Raw genomic sequence first — 15,237 nt, forward strand, 5'->3', positions numbered from 1 at the left:
CCTGCACGCCAGGCGCACACGGTCTCGCTCCCGGGGTCAGGTCTTGCCGGGGTCAGGTCTTGCGGTTCAGCGCAGGAAGAACAGCCCGATCGAGCAGGCCAGGCCCAGGGCCCAGATGAGGGAGCGCAGCGTGGCCAGGTCGGCCAGGTAGACGCCGATATAGACCAGGCGCACACCGATGAAGGCGGCGGCCAGGAGGTCGATGCGGTCCTGCGGCGCCTGCATCTGCTGCGCCGCCAGCACACCGGCGATGAACAGCGGCAAGGCCTCGAAGCTGTTGGCCTGCGCAGCATTGGCGCGGGCCTGCCAGCCCTGCAGGCCGGCCATCCAGCTGCGCGGGTCGTGGTTGTCATAGCCGCCGTCGCGACGGCGCTTGCCGAAGCCTCTGGACTTCGCCAGGCCGGCGCAGACGATGGGCAGCAGCGCTGCGACGATGATGCAGGTGTTGGCGAGGGTCATGTCTTGCCTTTCTCGGCTGAGTTCGGGGCTGGACTGTGCCGCCGGGTCAGTGGCAGGCGCGGGGCCTGATGCGTGCCCTGAGGCGGGCGCCGACGCTCAGCGCCGGTCCACCAGGGCGTGCGCGATGGTACCCAGATCCACGTATTCCAGCTCGCTGCCCACCGGCACGCCGCGTGCCAGGCGCGTGGCCTTGATCCCGCGCGAGCGCAGGGCCTGGGCCAGCACGTGGGACGTGGCTTCGCCCTCGGCGGTGAAGCTGGTGGCCAGGATGACCTCTTCGAGCGCGCCATCCTGGGCCCGCTCCAGCAGCTGGCTCACGCCGATCTCCCGACCGCCGATGCCATCCAGCGGGCTCACCCGCCCCTGCAGCACGAAGTAGTAGCCGCGGTAGGAGCCGGTGCGTTCCAGCGCCGCCTGGTCCGCGGGCGTTTCAACGACGGCCAGCAGCCGCGCATCCCGCCCCTCGTCCTGGCAGATCTCGCACAGGCCGGCCTCGCTGAAGGTGTAGCAGCGGTCGCAGTGCCCCACCCGCTCCCCTGCCGCCCGCAGTGCCTCCGACAGACGCACCGCGCCCGCCCGGTCATGCTGCAACAGGTGATAGGCCATCCGCTGCGCCGACTTCTGCCCCACACCCGGCAGGCAGCGCAGCGCATCGATCAATTGCTCAAGTGCGTTCAATGAGGTGACTTCCGGGAATCCGACTTCGCCGCCCCTGCGCATGTGGCTCCTCGAGAGAGCAGGCAAGGCCCGAGGGGCCGATGCCTGCACATCCAGCGACAACCGAGGATCCGGCTCCGCCGGTCCTGCGGCTGTGCCCCCTGGGGGGCGGGCGAAGCCCGTAGGGGGGAGCCTTAAAACGGAAATTTCATGCCAGGAGGCAGGGGCATGCCAGCAGTGAGCTTGCCCATCTTTTCAGTGCTGACCTGCTCGGCGCGGCGCACGGCGTCGTTGAAGGCGGCGGCGACGAGGTCTTCCAGCATGTCCTTGTCATCGGCCAGCAGGCTGGGGTCGATGGTGACGCGCTTGACGTCGTGCTTGCAGGTCATCAGGACCTTGACCAGACCGGCGCCGGACTGGCCTTCCACCTCGACCAGGGCCAGTTCGTCCTGGGCCTTCTTGAGGTTGTCCTGCATGGCCTGCGCCTGCTTCATCAGGCCGGCAAGTTGACCCTTCATCATGATTCACACTCCTGGTTTCGTTGTCAGTGTCAAAGGCTGAGCGTCTGGTTCGGAGCAGCCAATGCTCCAGCGCTCAGTGAGGCTTGATGGACCCGGGCACGATGCGTGCCGTCTTGAACTGCGCCAGCAGTTCCTTGACCAGCGGGTCCTCGAGGATGATCTGTTCAGCGCGGCGCTGCCGGGCCTGGACTTCGGTGGCCTCGCGCAGCGCCGGGGAGTCGGTGGCGACGCCGGTCTCGAGCTCGATGCGCACCTCCGCCTGCAGATGCGCCGCCAGCGCGGCCTGCAGCTTGTCCTTCAGCGCCGGCTGGCGCAGCGAATCGCGCTCCACCCGGAAGCGCCACTGCTGCGGCTGCACGCTCTCGTCGACGGCCAGGCACTCGGCCTGCATGCCCAGTTCACGCGGCAGCGCGGTCAGGCCCAGCTGCTTCATGATGCCGGCCCAGCGCTCGCCCAGCGCCGTGGCCTGCAGGGCGATCGCGCCACCGGCGGTGGAGGCATAGCCGCCTTCGCCGCGCGGGCTGGGCTCGGGCAGGTCCAGGCCCGCGTCGGAGGCCATGATCGCGCCGTCCTCATCCGCGGGAGGCGCGTCCAGCCAGGGCGGGGGTTCGTCCCCCTCCGCCTCCGGCGCGTCGGCATGGACCACCGGGCGCGGACGCAGGCGGGCACTCGGGGAGACGGCTTCGCCAGAACGCGAACGGGCCAGGATGCCTTGCGCCGGCGCCTGGGCCGCCACAGGCTTCTGAGGTTCGGCCCTAGACAGGGCTTGCGGCGGCTCCAGCGGGGGCTCGCCAGCCGGCTCCACGGGCCCCTGCGCCGCTGCAGCGGGCTCGGCCGACGCTGCGTCGGCAGCGGCCTCCCCCGGAGCAACTGGGGCTGGCGCGGCAAGGGGCATTGCCAGGGCCGCGGGGGCAGACGCGGCCTCGGTGACTGCCGCCGCGGGCACAGCAGCCACGGGCGCCACCGCAGGCTCGGCGGCCGGCATGCGCGCCGGCACCGCCATGGCTGCGGCTGCGGCAGGCCGCAGCAGGGGCGCCGCGGCTGCGGAAGACGAGGTCGCGGCCGCAGGCGCGGCAGCAGGTGTGCTGCCCGGGCTCAGGCCCGCCCCGCCCCGGGGACGAAAGGCCAGCATGCGCAGTAGCACCATCACCAGACCGGCGTATTCGTCCGGCGCCAGCGGCAGTTCCTGGCGGCCATGCAGGGCCATGCTGTACATCAGCTGGATCTCGTCGGACGGCAGGGCGGCGGCCAGGCGCTGTGCTTCGGCGCTGTCCGGGTCCTGCGGGTCGAGGGCGCCAGGCGCGGCCTGGGCGATGGCCATCTGCTGCAGGGCCGTGGCCAGATCTTCCAGCGTGCCGGCGGCGGAGAGGCCCAGGTCACGCAGACGGTCCGCCGCGGCCACGACGGCCGGGCCGTCCGCCGCGATCAGGGCGTCGAGAATGGCGATCACATGGCTGCGGTCCACCGTGCCCAGCATCTGGCGCACACCGTCCTCGCTGAGCGTGCCCGAGCCGAAGGCGATGGCCTGATCGGTCAGCGAGAGCGCATCGCGCATGGAACCGCGCGCCGCGCGGGCCAGCAGGCGCAGCGAGCCGGCATCCACCGGCACCTGCTCCGCCTCCAGCACGCGGCCCAGGTGCATCTGCACGTTCTGCGGCGCCATGGGGCGCAGGTTGAACTGCAGGCAGCGCGACAGCACGGTCACCGGCACCTTCTGCGGGTCGGTGGTGGCGAGCACGAACTTGAGGTACTCGGGCGGCTCCTCCAGCGTCTTGAGCATGGCGTTGAAGGCGGTGTTCGAGAGCATGTGCACTTCGTCGATCATGTAGACCTTGAAGCGCCCCACCACCGGCTTGTAGACCGACTGGTCCAGCAGCTGCGAGATTTCCTCGACGCCGCGGTTGGAGGCGGCATCCAGCTCCACGTAGTCCACGAAGCGGCCGGCGTCGATGTCCCGGCAGGCGGGGCAGACGCCACAGGGCTGGGCCGTGATGCCGCCGTTGCCGTCCGCGCCGGTGCAGTTGAGGCTCTTGGCCAGGATGCGCGAGACCGTGGTCTTGCCCACGCCGCGGGTCCCGGTGAACAAGTAGGCGTGATGCAGCCGCTGCTGCGTCAGCGCATTGGCCAGCGCCTGCACGACGTGCTCTTGGCCCACCAGTTCCTCGAAACGGTGGGGGCGGTACTTGCGGGCGAGAACCTGGTAGCTCATGGCGGCGGATTCTACGGGCCGGCGGACCCGGCGCCGGGCGCTTCGGGGAAGTCCCGGCCATGACCGATAATCGCGCCCCATGAGCACGCACGCCCCCTCCTCTCCCGACACGCTGAGCTACGAACAGGCCGGCGTCAACTACGACCTCATCGACCCCCTGAAGATCAGCGCCCAGCGCGCCGCCGCGGCCACCGCGGCCCATCTGGGCGGCCATGGTTTCACCGAGGTGAAGGCCTCGCGTGGCGAGTCGGCCTATGTGGTGGACGTGGGCCCTTTCTACCTGGCCTCCATCGTCGAATGCCTGGGCACCAAGACCCTGGTGGCCGATGAGATGTCCAAGCTGACGGGCAAGAGCTTCTACGCCGGCATCGCCCAGGACACCATCGCCATGGCCATCAACGACCTGATCACCGTGGGCGCCACGCCCCTGGTGGTGCAGGCCTACTGGGCCGCCGGCGGCTCGGACTGGTTCGGCGACAAGCTGCGCGCCCAAGCCCTGGTGGAGGGCTGGAAGAAGGCCTGCGACACCTGCCAGGTCGCCTGGGGCGGCGGCGAGACGCCCGCCCTGGCCGGCATCGTCGAGGAAGGCCGCATCGACCTGGCCGCCTCCTGCACCGGCCTGATCAACCCCAAGGAGCGCCTCTCGGTGGGCGACAAGCTCGGCGCCGGCGATGCCATCGTGCTGCTGGCCTCCAGCGGCATCCATGCCAACGGCCTGTCCCTGGCCCGCAAGCTGGTCGAGCGCCTGCCCCAGGGCTACCTCACCGAGATCAGCCCCGGCCTGAGCTATGGGGAGGCCCTGCTGGCCCCCACGGTGCTGTACTCGCCCGTCACCGAGGCCCTGTACAAGGCCGGGATCATCCCGCACTACTGCGCCAACATCACCGGCCACGGCTGGCGCAAGCTGCTGCGCCACCCCGGCCAGTTCACCTACCGCATCCACACGGTGCCGCCGGTCACGCCGGTGCTCAAGTTCATGCAGGACCACGCCAAGCAGGACGACCGCGAGGCCTACTCCACGCTGAACATGGGTGCGGGCTTCGCCATCTTCGTGCCGGCAGACCAGGCCGCGAAGGTGGTCGAGATCTCCCAGGCCTGCGGCATCGACGCCTGGGTGGCGGGTCAGCTCGAAGAGGGCGAGAAGCAGCTGCTGATCGAGCCCCTGAACATCCGCTTCAGCGACGACGACCTGCAGCTGCGCTGACCCCTGTCGGCGCTACCCAAGACCTGCCCAGGCCTGCGGCCTCGGCAGGTTTTTTCATGCCTGGATCCTGGCGAGCCCGGCTTGACAGCGCCTCGCCCGGCAGGACAAGCTCCCCGGGGAGAGGAGACAAGACAAGATGGACTGGTTCTACAGCCAGATGGTGTTCATCCACAGCCTGCTGGCCTGGTGCAGCGTGGTGCTGTTCCTGATCCGCGGCCTGGCCTTCCAGTTCGGGGCCGAATGGTCCATGGACGTGAGGCTGCGCGCCGTGGTCTTCGGCGTGGACACCATGCTCACCGTCTGCGGCCTCAGCCTCTGGGGCTCCATCGGCTACTCCCTCACCCGCGACACCTGGCTCACCGCCAAGCTGATCGCCCTGGTGGGCTATACCGTCTGCGCCCACTGGGCGATGGGCCGCGGCGAGTTCCGGCTGCTGGGCTATCTGCTGTCGCTGCTGCTGCTGGCCTACATGATGGGCGCGTCCATCACACGCTCTGCGTGGCTGGGCCTGGCCTGAGGCGGGGCGAAGCGCTGGTCAGGCCGACAGGCGCCAGCCCTGTGCCCACAGGGCCTGCACGGCGGCACGGCGCAGGGACTGCAGCAGCGCGGCGGGGCGCTCACCTGCGCAGGCCTTCAGGGCGGGGCTGATCCAGAGCGGGCCGGTGTCGCGGCCCAGGCGGGGCTGGCCATGGCGATCGGCGCGGAAGAGCGCGAGACGCCAGGCGGGGTTCAGAGAGCCCTGCGTGCCTTCCTCGGCCAGCACGCCGCACCAGTCGCCCGCTTGCAGACGATGGGCCGCGGCGAGGATGTCCGCCAGACGGGGCTGGCCCTGCCATTCGGCAACGACATGCCCTTGCGGATCGCGCAGCAGCCGGCTCTGCGGGCGGGCGGTGGGGGTGTTGCGCAGCCAGTGGCGCGAGGCGGCGGCGTGGCCGCTGAGGAGGCGATCGAAATCGGCGAGACCGTGCATGAAAAAACTCCGAGTGCCCTCATCACCGGCGTTTGCCGGCCCGGGGCATCATCGGAGCCGCAACGCTTTAGCCGTACTTGTTGACCGCCCGCAAGTAGTTGGTAAATCGGCGGTGTGCCGGACAGATGTCTCAGCACGGGTCGGATTCTACAGGCCTCGCTCCCGGCAATGGAAGCCCTCGGCTCGGCAGCGCTCGTGCAATCCTGCGCGAAGCGAGGCAAAGGACGGCATCGACCGGCTTTCCCGGGAGTGCCCTTCCGATCGCATACAATGCGCGCTGACGGGCCTCCTCGCATGGAAGCGCGGCCAACCGGGTCAGGTGGGGAACCAAGCAGCCCTAACCGTTGTGACCAGTGCCGGGGGTAAGGCTCGTCAACCCCAACACCCGTGCACGCTGCCTCGCAGCGGCACACAAAGAACCCGGCCCAGGCCGGGTTTTTTCTTGCCCGGACGCCCTCTGGGCCCGGACTCAGCTCGCCTGCTTGAAGGCCATCACGGCCTGGTTGCGCAGGGTGCGCAGCAGGGAGAGCTCCTTCTCGTCGAGGTTCAGGCTGCCGGCCTCGGCGCGATCGGCGTAGATCATCGCGAAGCTGCTGCCCTTCATCACCAGGGGCAGGATCAGGAAGCTGGCGCCATGCACGCTGCCGTGGAACCAGGAGGGCAGGCGCTCGGCGATGCGGGGCTGGGAGGCGTCGGCGATGAGGGTGTCCGCCCCTTTCTGGCAGACGGCGCTGAACAGGTCGGCCTGCTGGCCCTCGGCCACCTGCAAGGGCACGCGGAACAGGGGCACCACCTGCTCCACCTGCTCGCCCAGGCCGAAGCGGCCGGTCAGGGCGTTGCTGCGCGGATCCCGCAGGCAGAACACCACGCGCCGGAAGCCCAGGCCGCGGTAGATGGTCTCCAGGATCATGCGCAGCACTTCATTGAGCTTGAAGTTCTCCACCATGACGTTGGTGACGTCATGGATGCCGGCGGCCAGCACCTCGGCCGCGGGCTGGCGAGGCGCGGTGGCCGGCGTCATCACCTGCGTGGGTTCGTACAAGGCCGTCGCATGCAGTTCCAGCGGAGACAGGCTGTCATCGTCAGGCGAAGCCGACAGCGGCGCCAGCAGACGCTGGGCCTGCGAGCTCTTGGGCAGGCGTATCTCCATGGCCTCGGCCAGCTGGGACAGGCGCTGGCGGGCCTGGTCTGCCGCCTGGTCGATGCGCTCGGCGCTGAGGCCCAGGGCACGCGCATAGCGCTGCCCCATGTGGCGGACCTTGGCATGGGCCTCGTTGGGCTCGCTGTGCAGGATCACGTCGGTCACGTCATTGGCCGCTCTCGCCAGCCAGCGCAGGCGCTCGGTGCCCTGCTCCAGCAGGCGCGGCGGGGCTTCGCCCTCCGGCCGGCTCATGCCGCGCTGCAGGGCATCCGGCAGCCCCCACTGGCGGGCCACGCCCAGGCCCAGCTGCTCGAAGCTGAGCCCCAGCACCTGCTGCGAAGCCGCCCCCTCGCTGATGGGCGCCGCGGCCGCCGCGCCCTGCCCCCGCTCGGGCCGCACGAAACGGCGGATCTGCTGCGCCTCCTCGGGGAAGTAGAACTCGGTCAGCAGCCGCCCCAGGTTCTGCAGCATGCCCACGAGGAAGGCCTCTTCGCTCTCGCGCTCCGCGGGGCACAGCTCGCGCGCCAGCGAGGCCGCCATCAGCGAGCGCAGGAACTCCTCGCGCAGCACCCGCGCATGGGCCTTGTTCTCCATGCGCTCGAGCAGGATCAGGGACAGGGCCAGGTTGCGGATGCCCGCAAAGCCGATCAGCGCCGCCGCGCGCGACACCGTGCTGATGCTGCCCCCGCCGGCATGCGTGTACTGCACCGTGTTGACCAGGCGCAGCAGCTTGTGGGTCAGGGCCACGTCCTTGAGGATCTCGTTGGACAGGCTGTTGAGGCTCTCGTTCTCAGACGAGGTGATGCGCTGGATGCGCGTCATGGACTCCGACATTGCCGGGAAGTCCGAGCGGTGGCGCATGCGCCGCATGAGGAAGTCCAGCGTGCCGTTGTCGGCCGCACTGCTGGTGCTCATCACCGGCGGATGCAGCCATTCAGCCAGCGCATCGTGCAGGGCCCGTGCCGTGGGCCAGCGCAGTGCCGGGTCGCGGGCCAGGCCGCGCTGGACGATGGCCCGCAGCGCGTCGTCAACGTCCGGGTCCAGGCCATCAGGCAGCTGCAGATCCTCGTCGACCACCCGGCGCACGGCCTTCCAGGGGTCGGGATCGTAGTTGAGGCGCCGGCCGCTGAGCATCTCGGACAGCATCACCGCCACGGCGAAGACGTCCATGACAGGCGATGGCGCCAGGCCCTGCGCCGCCTCCGGCGAGAGATAGCCCGGCGTGCCCACCACCCGGCGGCGATGGCTGGGGTCACTGGTCCAGTCGGCAATGCCGAAATCCAGGATGCGGGCCCGGCCCTTGGCGTCGATGAGGATGTTGCTGGGCTTGAGGTCCCGGTGCACGACCCCGGTCTCGTGCGCGGCCATCAGGCCGTCCAGCACGCCCAGCATCAGCTCCACCGCCTCGCGCGCCTTCATCACGGGGTTGCGCTGCAGCTTCTCCGTCAGCGTGAGGCCCGCCACGTACTCGAAGACCATGTAGGCCTGGCCATCCTGCTGGTCGGCCTCGAAGACCGGCACGATGTGCGGGTGCATCAGGCGGGCCACCGCGCGGGCCTCGTGCAGGCCGGCGTCGATGAGGGCCGGGTCCGCCGCGGGGGCCAGCACCTTCAGGGCGACGTCCCGGTCCAGCCGTGGGTCATGGGCCAGCCACACGGTGGCCTGAGCGCCGCGCCCGAGTTCACGCAACACCCGGAAACGCCCGATCTGCGGTGGTCTGCTTGGGCTGTCGGGTGCGTGCATGGAGGATTGTTGCGGAGAGGTGATCAGGCGGGCGGGATGTCAGCGCTGCTCGGGGAGCGTGTCCGGGGCGGCGTCCTCGCCGGCCAGGCGCCGGCGCAGGGCGGAGGCCTGCGGCCCGTCGGGCGGTACCGACGGCACGATGGGCGGGATGTCCAGGTTGGCGGTCAGGGTGAGGTTGGCCGAGCCGATCTCGCGCGCGGCCTCGGGGCCATGGCTCGCCACCGCCTCCTTGCGCGCCGTCTCGGGCTTCAAGGCTTCCATCACCTCGCGCAGGCCCAGGCCCAGCACGCGGGCATAGCGGCGCGTGGCCAGCTCCAGCGCCTGCTTGCGGCGGCCCTCGGGCTGCACCATGGCGTCCACCAGTTCGTTGGCGAAGCTGCAGGTGAGCCGGATGATGTCGGTGTCATGGCCGGCATGGCGCACCGGCGCATCGGGCGAGGCCCGGTGCATCATGTGCTGCACGTCAGCATCCAGGCCCCAATAGCGGGCCACGGCACTGCCCAGGGCGTCCAGGTCACAGCCCAGCACCGCGTAGGCTGCGGCCTGCTCGCTCATGCCCGGAGGATGCGGCGCTTCCTCCGTGGGCTCCGGGGGCAGCATCAGCTGGCGGATCTGCTGGGCGTCGTCAGGGAAGTGGTATTGCAGCAGCAGGCGCCCCAGGTTCTGCAGCAGGCAGACGAGGTAGATCACTTCGGGGTCGTAGCCCGCCGGACGCAGGTTCTGCGCGATGAGGCCGGCGCGGTGCACGCGCTTCATCAGGCTGCGCATCACCGTGGCTTGCAGCTCGGACATGGGCCCCGGCCAGGGCTTGAGCGAACGCACCGCCGCCTGCAGGCCGTTGAGCCCGATCATCGCGACGGCGCGCTGCATGTTCAGCATGGTGCCGCTGTTGGCGGCGCCACTCTGCTTGAGCGCGTTGTTGACCCGGCGCAGCAGCTCCAGGGTCAGGGCCATGTCATCCAGTACCAGGCTGGACAGGGCCGCGGCATGCTGCCCCTCCAGGCCTGCCGCACCCAGGATGCGCGACAGGCGGGCCGAGCTCGCAGGCAGGTGGCCGAAGCGCTGGAGCTTGTCCATCAGCAGGGCGATGGGGCCGCCCTCGTCCTGCTCAGCGGCCGTGCGCCAGCCGTCGAGGGCCCGCAGGAAGGTGCGGGCCTGGTGGTAGCGCTGGCGCGCCTGGCGGTCAGTCGAGCGGTTGGCGATGGCGCGCAGGGCCTCGGGGATGGGGTGCGGGGTCTCCCAGCCCAGGCGCACCAGTTCGCGCCCCTGGGGCTGCATGAGGTCCAGCACCTGACGCAGGTCAGCCTGGTCCAGCACCGGCTTGCCGCTCAGCAGGCGGTGCAGCAGCAGGCCCGCGCACAGCACGTCCTGCTCGGCCGCCTCACGGACGGCGCTGCGGCTCTGCGTGTTGAAGTCCTGGGCCGTGCCCGTCAGGTCCTGCGCCACCTCCAGGCCGACCAGGCGGATCTGGTCCGTGGCATTGATCAGCACATGGGCCAGCTGCAGATCGCGGTGCACATGGCCGGCCTCGTGGGCATAGGCCAGACCTTCCAGCAGCTGGCTGACCCAGGCGGCGACATCCAGGGGCAGCGGCGCGGGCTGGCGACGCAGGCGCTCCTCCAGCGTTTCGCCCAGCGCGCGGTCGTAGGCCAGGTAGGGCCACAGCTCCACCTCGCCCTGCTCGACGACATGGGCCAGGTTCGGATGATTGACGCGCGCCCCGGCGTCGGCGGTGCGCTTCCACTGCGCGAGTGCCTCCGCGCTGGCGGGCTTCTCGCGGGGCATGGACAGCAGCAGTTCCTGGCCATTGCGGGGATCGAACACCAGCCACAGCAGGCTGCGCGGCGTCTTGCTGAGCAGGGCACGCAGCTCGAAGCGGCCGAAACGGCGCAAGGGCGCGGCCGGCGCGGCTGTGGCGGTGGTGGCGGGCGTAGAGGACACGGAGACGTTCTGGACCTGGTTAATGTGGGCGGGACCTGAACGGCCCGCCCCCCAACTTGCTCTATTTGAGCGCGAAGCGCCAGCCGGGCATAGCCTGAACTGGCGCGGGCATGACAGCTTTTTCAGCTTCTCGGCCCGGGCGTGGCGAATTCACGCCGCCGACCTGGGGGGCTGAGCCCTCTTCAGTGGCTCAGCTGGGTCCAGACCTTCTCCAGACGCTTGACGCTGACGGGCTGGGGTGTGCGCAGCTCCTGCGCGAACAGGCTGACGCGCAACTCCTCCAGCTGCCAGCGGAAATCATCCATCCGCGCGTCCGAGCTGCCTTTGAGCTCGCTCAGCCGGCGCTGCCAGCGCTGCTCCAGCGGCCGGTACTCGGCCATCCACTTGGCATCGCGGGCGGCGTCGGCACGGAGCTTGTCCAGGCGCAGGGTGATGCCCTTGAGGTAGCGCGGGTAGTGCTGCAGCTGGGCCCAGGGCGTCTGCAGCACGAAGCGCTTGCCGCACAGGCGCTGCAGCTGGGCCTGGATGTCCTCGGCCACCTCCTTGGGCGCCCGGCTGTCCTTGAGCTTGCGCAGCGCAGCCTGGTACTCGACCAGCACCGTGCCCGCCAGCCGTGCGACCTCCTGGGCGATCAGGTTGAGCCGCGTGCGGCCCTCCTCGATGCGGGCCTTGAAGCTGAACTCGTCCGTGGGCAGCGGGTCGACCAGGAAGGCGCGGTCCAGGGCCACGTCGATGATCTGGTCCCGCAGTTCCTCGGCCGTGCCCAGGCTCATGAAGGCCACGGCCATCTTCTGCAGGTCGGGGATGTTCTTCTCCAGGTACTTCAGCGGCTCGCGGATCTGCAGTGCGACGAGGCGACGCAGGCCGGCACGGTGCCGGGCGGCGGCCACCTCGGGCTCGTCGAAGACCTCGATCTCCACCTGCGCTCCCTTGTCGATCAGCGCCGGGAAGCCGATCAGCGTCTGCCCGCCCTTCTGGATCTCCATCAGCTCGGGCAGCTCGCCGAAGGTCCAGGCGGTGTAGGCCTGGGCCGCCTGCTGCGGCTTGGGCGCGGGCATGCGCACCTCCGCGCGCAAAGCCTTGCCGCCACCCGGCGTGGTGATGGGCGCGGGCGCCGGGGCCGCCTCGGGCACAGCCTGGCTCTGCAGCTTCAGCGCGGCCAGGGCCTGGAAGGCCGAGCGCGCCTGGGCGCCCAGCTCGGCCTTCAGGGCCGCCAGATTGCGCCCCTGGCCCAGCTGGCGGCCGTGCTCATCCACCACGCGGAAGTTCATGAACAGGTGGGGCGGCACCTGCTCCAGCTTGAAGTCATTGCGCTGCACGGCAATCTGGCTGCGCTCGCGCACGGCCTTGACCAGCACGTCCATGAGGCTGCCCTGGGCGAAGGGGTTCAGCTCGATGAACTCCGCCACGAAGTCCGGCAGCGGCGTGAGCCGCGCGCGGGGCTTCTGGTAGAGGCTCTTGAGCAGGGCCAGGACCTTGGCCTCCAGCATGCCCGGCACCAGCCACTCGCACTGGTCCTCGTTGACCTGGTTGAGCGCGAAGATGGGCACGGTGACCGTGACGCCGTCGCGCGCGTCACCCGGCTGGTGCAGGTACTCGGTCTTGCAGTCCACGCCGCCCAGGCGGAGCATCTTGGGGAAGGCGTTGCTGGTGATGCCGGCCGCCTCGTGGCGCATCAGCTCGTCGCGGCTGAGGTGCAGCAGGCGCGGATTGCCACGGCCGGCCTCGCGGTACCACTTCTCGAAGGTCGCCCCGGAGCACACCTCGGCCGGCAGCTGCTGGTCGTAGTAGGCGTAGATCAGGCCCTCGTCCACCAGCACATCCTGCCGGCGCGACTTGTGCTCCAGCTCCTCGACCTTGGCGATCTGCTTCTGGTTGTGGGCCAGGAAGGGCAGCTTGGTGTCCCATTCGCCATTGACCAGGGCCTCGCGGATGAAGATGTCGCGCGCGGCCACCGGGTCCACGCGGCCGAAGTTCACACGGCGGTTGTTGTAGATGACGATGCCATACAGCGTGGCGCGCTCCAAGGCCACCACCTCGGCCGCCTTCTTCTCCCAGTGCGGCTCCAGCAGCTGGGTCTTGAGCAGGTGACCGGCCATCGGCGCGATCCAGTTGACGTCGATGTTGGCCAGGCCGCGCCCATAGAGGCGCGTGGTGTCCACCAGCTCGGCCGCCACGATCCAGCGCCCCGGCTTCTTGGACAGATGCGCCCCCGGATGCCGCCAGAACTTGATGCCGCGTGCGCCGAGGTACCACTCGTCGTCGTCGCTCTTGCAGCCGATATTGCCCAGGAAGCCCGCCAGCATCGAGAGATGCACCTGGTCGTAGGTGGCCGGGCTGCCGTTGAGGCGCCAGCCATGCTCGGCCACCACGGTGTGCAGCTGCGAGTGGATGTCCCGCCACTCGCGCACGCGGCGCGGGCTGACGAAGTTGTCCCGCAGCAGCTGCTCGTAGCGGCGGTTGGAGAGCTTGTGTTCGCCCTGCCCCCCTTTGCCCTCTTCCAGCCACTTCCACAGCTTCAGATAGCCCATGAACTCCGACTTCTCGTCGTCGAACTTCTTGTGCTTCTCGTCGGCCTGCTGCTGCTGCTCCATCGGGCGGTCGCGCACATCCTGGCCACTCAGCGCGCTGGCAATGACGAGCACCTCGGTCAGCGCGTCCCGGCGCTTGGCCTCCAGGATCATGCGGCCCACGCGCGGATCCAGCGGCAGCTTCGAGAGCTCCTTGCCGATGTCGGTGAGCTCATTGCGGTCGTCCACCGCGCCCAGCTCGGCCAGCAGCTGGTAGCCGTCGGCGATGGCCTTGCGCGGCGGCGGCTCGATGAAGGGGAAGTCCTCGACCGTGCCCAGGTGCAGCGCCTTCATGCGCAGGATCACGCCGGCCAGCGAGGAGCGCAGGATCTCCGGGTCGGTGAAGCGCGGGCGGCCGAGGAAGTCCTTCTCGTCGTAGAGCCGGATGCAGATGCCGTTGGCCACGCGTCCGCAGCGGCCGGCGCGCTGGTTGGCTGCCGCCTGGCTCACCGGCTCGATCTGCAGCTGCTCGACCTTGTTGCGGTAGCTGTAGCGCTTGACGCGGGCCGTGCCGGCGTCGATCACGTAGCGGATGCCCGGCACCGTCAGCGAGGTCTCGGCCACATTGGTGGCCAGCACGATGCGCGGCGCGCCGCCGGTCTCGAAGACGCGGTCCTGCTCCTGCTGCGAGAGCCGCGCGAACAGGGGCAGCACCTCCACGCCGGGCGGATGGTGCTTGCGCAGGGCCTCGGCGGCCTCGCGGATCTCGCGCTCGCCGGGCAGGAAGACCAGCACATCGCCCGAGCCCTCGCGCCACAGCTCGTCGACGCCGTCGCAGATGGCGTTGTTGAGGTCGTACTCGCGGCTTTCCTCGAAAGGCCGGTAGCGCTGCTCGACGGGGAAGGTGCGGCCGGAGACCATCACCACCGGCGCCGGCCCCTTGGCCGAGGCGAAATGTGCGGCGAAGCGCTCGGCATCGATGGTGGCCGAGGTCACGACCACCTTCAACTCGGGCCGGCGGGCCAGGATCTCGCGCAGATAGCCCAGCAGGAAATCGATGTTGAGGCTGCGCTCGTGGGCCTCGTCGATGATGAGGGTGTCGTAGGCCTTGAGCAGCGGATCGGTCTGTGTCTCGGCCAGCAGAATGCCGTCGGTCATCAGCTTGACGCTGGCGCCCGGCTGTAGGCGGTCCTGGAAGCGGACCTTGTAGCCCACCACCTCGCCCAGCGGCGTCTTGAGCTCCTCGGCGATGCGCTTGGCCACGCTGGAGGCCGCGATGCGCCGCGGCTGGGTATGGCCGATCAGCCCGCCGCCGTTGGCCCGGCCGCGGCCCAGGGCCAGGGCGATCTTGGGCAGCTGGGTGGTCTTGCCCGAGCCTGTTTCGCCGCAGACGATGATCACCTGGTGCTCGCTCATCAGGCGAGCGATCTCCTCCCGCCGCGCCGAGACCGGCAGGCTCTCGGGGAAGGTGATGGGAGGCAGCGGATTGGCCGGCGCCTCGCGCTGCGGGCGGCGCTCGCGCGGCCTGGCCGGCGCACCGCCCGTCGGCTCACCTGCCGGACTGCTGCGCTGCGCGGGCCTGTCCCCGCCGGGGCGGCGTTCACCGGCGCCCGCGGCACGCGCGTCGCCCTCAGCTGCAGGCCGCCGGGGCCGGCCTTCCCCTCGGTCAGGGCCCATCGCCGCCTGGGCGGGCCGCTCTTGCCGGCGCGGGCGGGAGGGCTGCGCAGACGGCACGGCGGGCTGGGGGCGTTCGTGCGCCGGCGGCTCGCCGGCTGGATCGGACGGGCGTGCAGAGGCGGCCTCGGCAAAGGCCGCTGCAAGGGCGGAGGGAGGGTTCTTCTTGGAATTCACGGCGCGCGGATTATCCGTGCCCCGCGATGCA

10 protein-coding genes and 1 other RNA gene are annotated in these 15,237 nt (G+C 70.1%); 3 read left to right on the forward strand and 8 right to left on the reverse strand.

Going from position 1 to position 15,237, the window contains the following annotated elements; all coding sequences use genetic code 11:
• Positions 1–66 precede the first annotated feature (66 nt).
• From ABDJ40_RS08545 to dnaX, 4 genes are all read right to left on the reverse strand, one after another.
• A complete protein-coding gene (locus ABDJ40_RS08545; protein WP_269629570.1) occupies positions 67–459 on the reverse strand; it encodes an MAPEG family protein in 393 nt (130 codons plus the stop codon).
• A gap of 96 nt (positions 460–555) precedes the next feature.
• Positions 556–1,179: a recombination mediator RecR gene (recR, locus tag ABDJ40_RS08550; RefSeq protein WP_347608760.1), complete on the reverse strand. Its 624-nt coding sequence runs from the start codon at positions 1,177–1,179 to the stop codon at positions 556–558.
• 131 nt (positions 1,180–1,310) lie between these two features.
• The gene (locus ABDJ40_RS08555; RefSeq protein WP_269630515.1) at positions 1,311–1,640 is read right to left on the reverse strand and encodes a YbaB/EbfC family nucleoid-associated protein; all 330 of its coding nucleotides are present in this window, start codon (positions 1,638–1,640) and stop codon (positions 1,311–1,313) included.
• Positions 1,641–1,710: 70 nt separating this feature from the next.
• The gene (gene dnaX, locus ABDJ40_RS08560) at positions 1,711–3,846 is read right to left on the reverse strand and encodes a DNA polymerase III subunit gamma/tau (RefSeq protein WP_347608762.1); all 2,136 of its coding nucleotides are present in this window, start codon (positions 3,844–3,846) and stop codon (positions 1,711–1,713) included.
• 79 nt (positions 3,847–3,925) lie between these two features.
• Here dnaX and ABDJ40_RS08565 point away from each other — a divergent pair, with 79 nt between their 5' ends.
• Positions 3,926–5,050, forward strand: a complete 1,125-nt coding sequence (locus ABDJ40_RS08565) for an AIR synthase-related protein (RefSeq protein WP_347608764.1) — start codon at positions 3,926–3,928, stop codon at positions 5,048–5,050.
• A gap of 136 nt (positions 5,051–5,186) precedes the next feature.
• Positions 5,187–5,567 carry a SirB2 family protein gene (locus tag ABDJ40_RS08570; RefSeq protein WP_347608766.1) on the forward strand — a complete coding sequence of 127 codons (381 nt, stop codon included), beginning with the start codon at positions 5,187–5,189 and terminating at the stop codon, positions 5,565–5,567.
• Positions 5,568–5,585: 18 nt separating this feature from the next.
• Here ABDJ40_RS08570 and ABDJ40_RS08575 read toward each other — a convergent pair whose 3' ends face one another.
• A complete protein-coding gene (locus ABDJ40_RS08575; RefSeq protein WP_347608768.1) occupies positions 5,586–6,020 on the reverse strand; it encodes a hypothetical protein in 435 nt (144 codons plus the stop codon).
• 279 nt (positions 6,021–6,299) lie between these two features.
• Here ABDJ40_RS08575 and ffs point away from each other — a divergent pair.
• An RNA gene (ffs, locus tag ABDJ40_RS08580) (signal recognition particle sRNA small type) lies at positions 6,300–6,397 on the forward strand.
• A 92-nt stretch (positions 6,398–6,489) separates the two neighbouring features.
• Here the strand turns inward: ffs and ABDJ40_RS08585 are convergent.
• From ABDJ40_RS08585 to hrpA, 3 genes are all read right to left on the reverse strand, one after another.
• Positions 6,490–8,853 carry a protein kinase domain-containing protein gene (locus ABDJ40_RS08585; protein ID WP_347608770.1) on the reverse strand — a complete coding sequence of 788 codons (2,364 nt, stop codon included), beginning with the start codon at positions 8,851–8,853 and terminating at the stop codon, positions 6,490–6,492.
• 90 nt (positions 8,854–8,943) lie between these two features.
• On the reverse strand, positions 8,944–10,845 hold the full coding sequence (locus ABDJ40_RS08590; protein ID WP_347608772.1) for a serine/threonine protein kinase: 1,902 nt from the start codon (positions 10,843–10,845) through the stop codon (positions 8,944–8,946).
• A gap of 182 nt (positions 10,846–11,027) precedes the next feature.
• Complete coding sequence (gene hrpA, locus ABDJ40_RS08595) at positions 11,028–15,032, reverse strand: ATP-dependent RNA helicase HrpA (protein WP_347608774.1); 4,005 nt, start codon at positions 15,030–15,032, stop codon at positions 11,028–11,030.
• Positions 15,033–15,237 lie beyond the last annotated feature (205 nt).

The sequence above is a fragment of the Roseateles flavus genome, assembly GCF_039872765.1.
Classification (GTDB): domain Bacteria; phylum Pseudomonadota; class Gammaproteobacteria; order Burkholderiales; family Burkholderiaceae_C; genus Roseateles_B; species Roseateles_B flavus.

What these genes read in the sequence shown, in the direction of transcription:
- ABDJ40_RS08575 (WP_347608768.1), bottom strand. Translation starts at nt 6,020, where the DNA reads ATGCACGGTCTCGCCGATTTCGATCGCCTCCTCAGCGGCCACGCCGCC.
- dnaX (WP_347608762.1), bottom strand. Translation starts at nt 3,846, where the DNA reads ATGAGCTACCAGGTTCTCGCCCGCAAGTACCGCCCCCACCGTTTCGAG.
- recR (WP_347608760.1), bottom strand. Translation starts at nt 1,179, where the DNA reads ATGCGCAGGGGCGGCGAAGTCGGATTCCCGGAAGTCACCTCATTGAAC.
- ABDJ40_RS08565 (WP_347608764.1), top strand. Translation starts at nt 3,926, where the DNA reads ATGAGCACGCACGCCCCCTCCTCTCCCGACACGCTGAGCTACGAACAG.
- ABDJ40_RS08545 (WP_269629570.1), bottom strand. Translation starts at nt 459, where the DNA reads ATGACCCTCGCCAACACCTGCATCATCGTCGCAGCGCTGCTGCCCATC.
- ABDJ40_RS08570 (WP_347608766.1), top strand. Translation starts at nt 5,187, where the DNA reads ATGGACTGGTTCTACAGCCAGATGGTGTTCATCCACAGCCTGCTGGCC.
- hrpA (WP_347608774.1), bottom strand. Translation starts at nt 15,032, where the DNA reads ATGGGCCCTGACCGAGGGGAAGGCCGGCCCCGGCGGCCTGCAGCTGAG.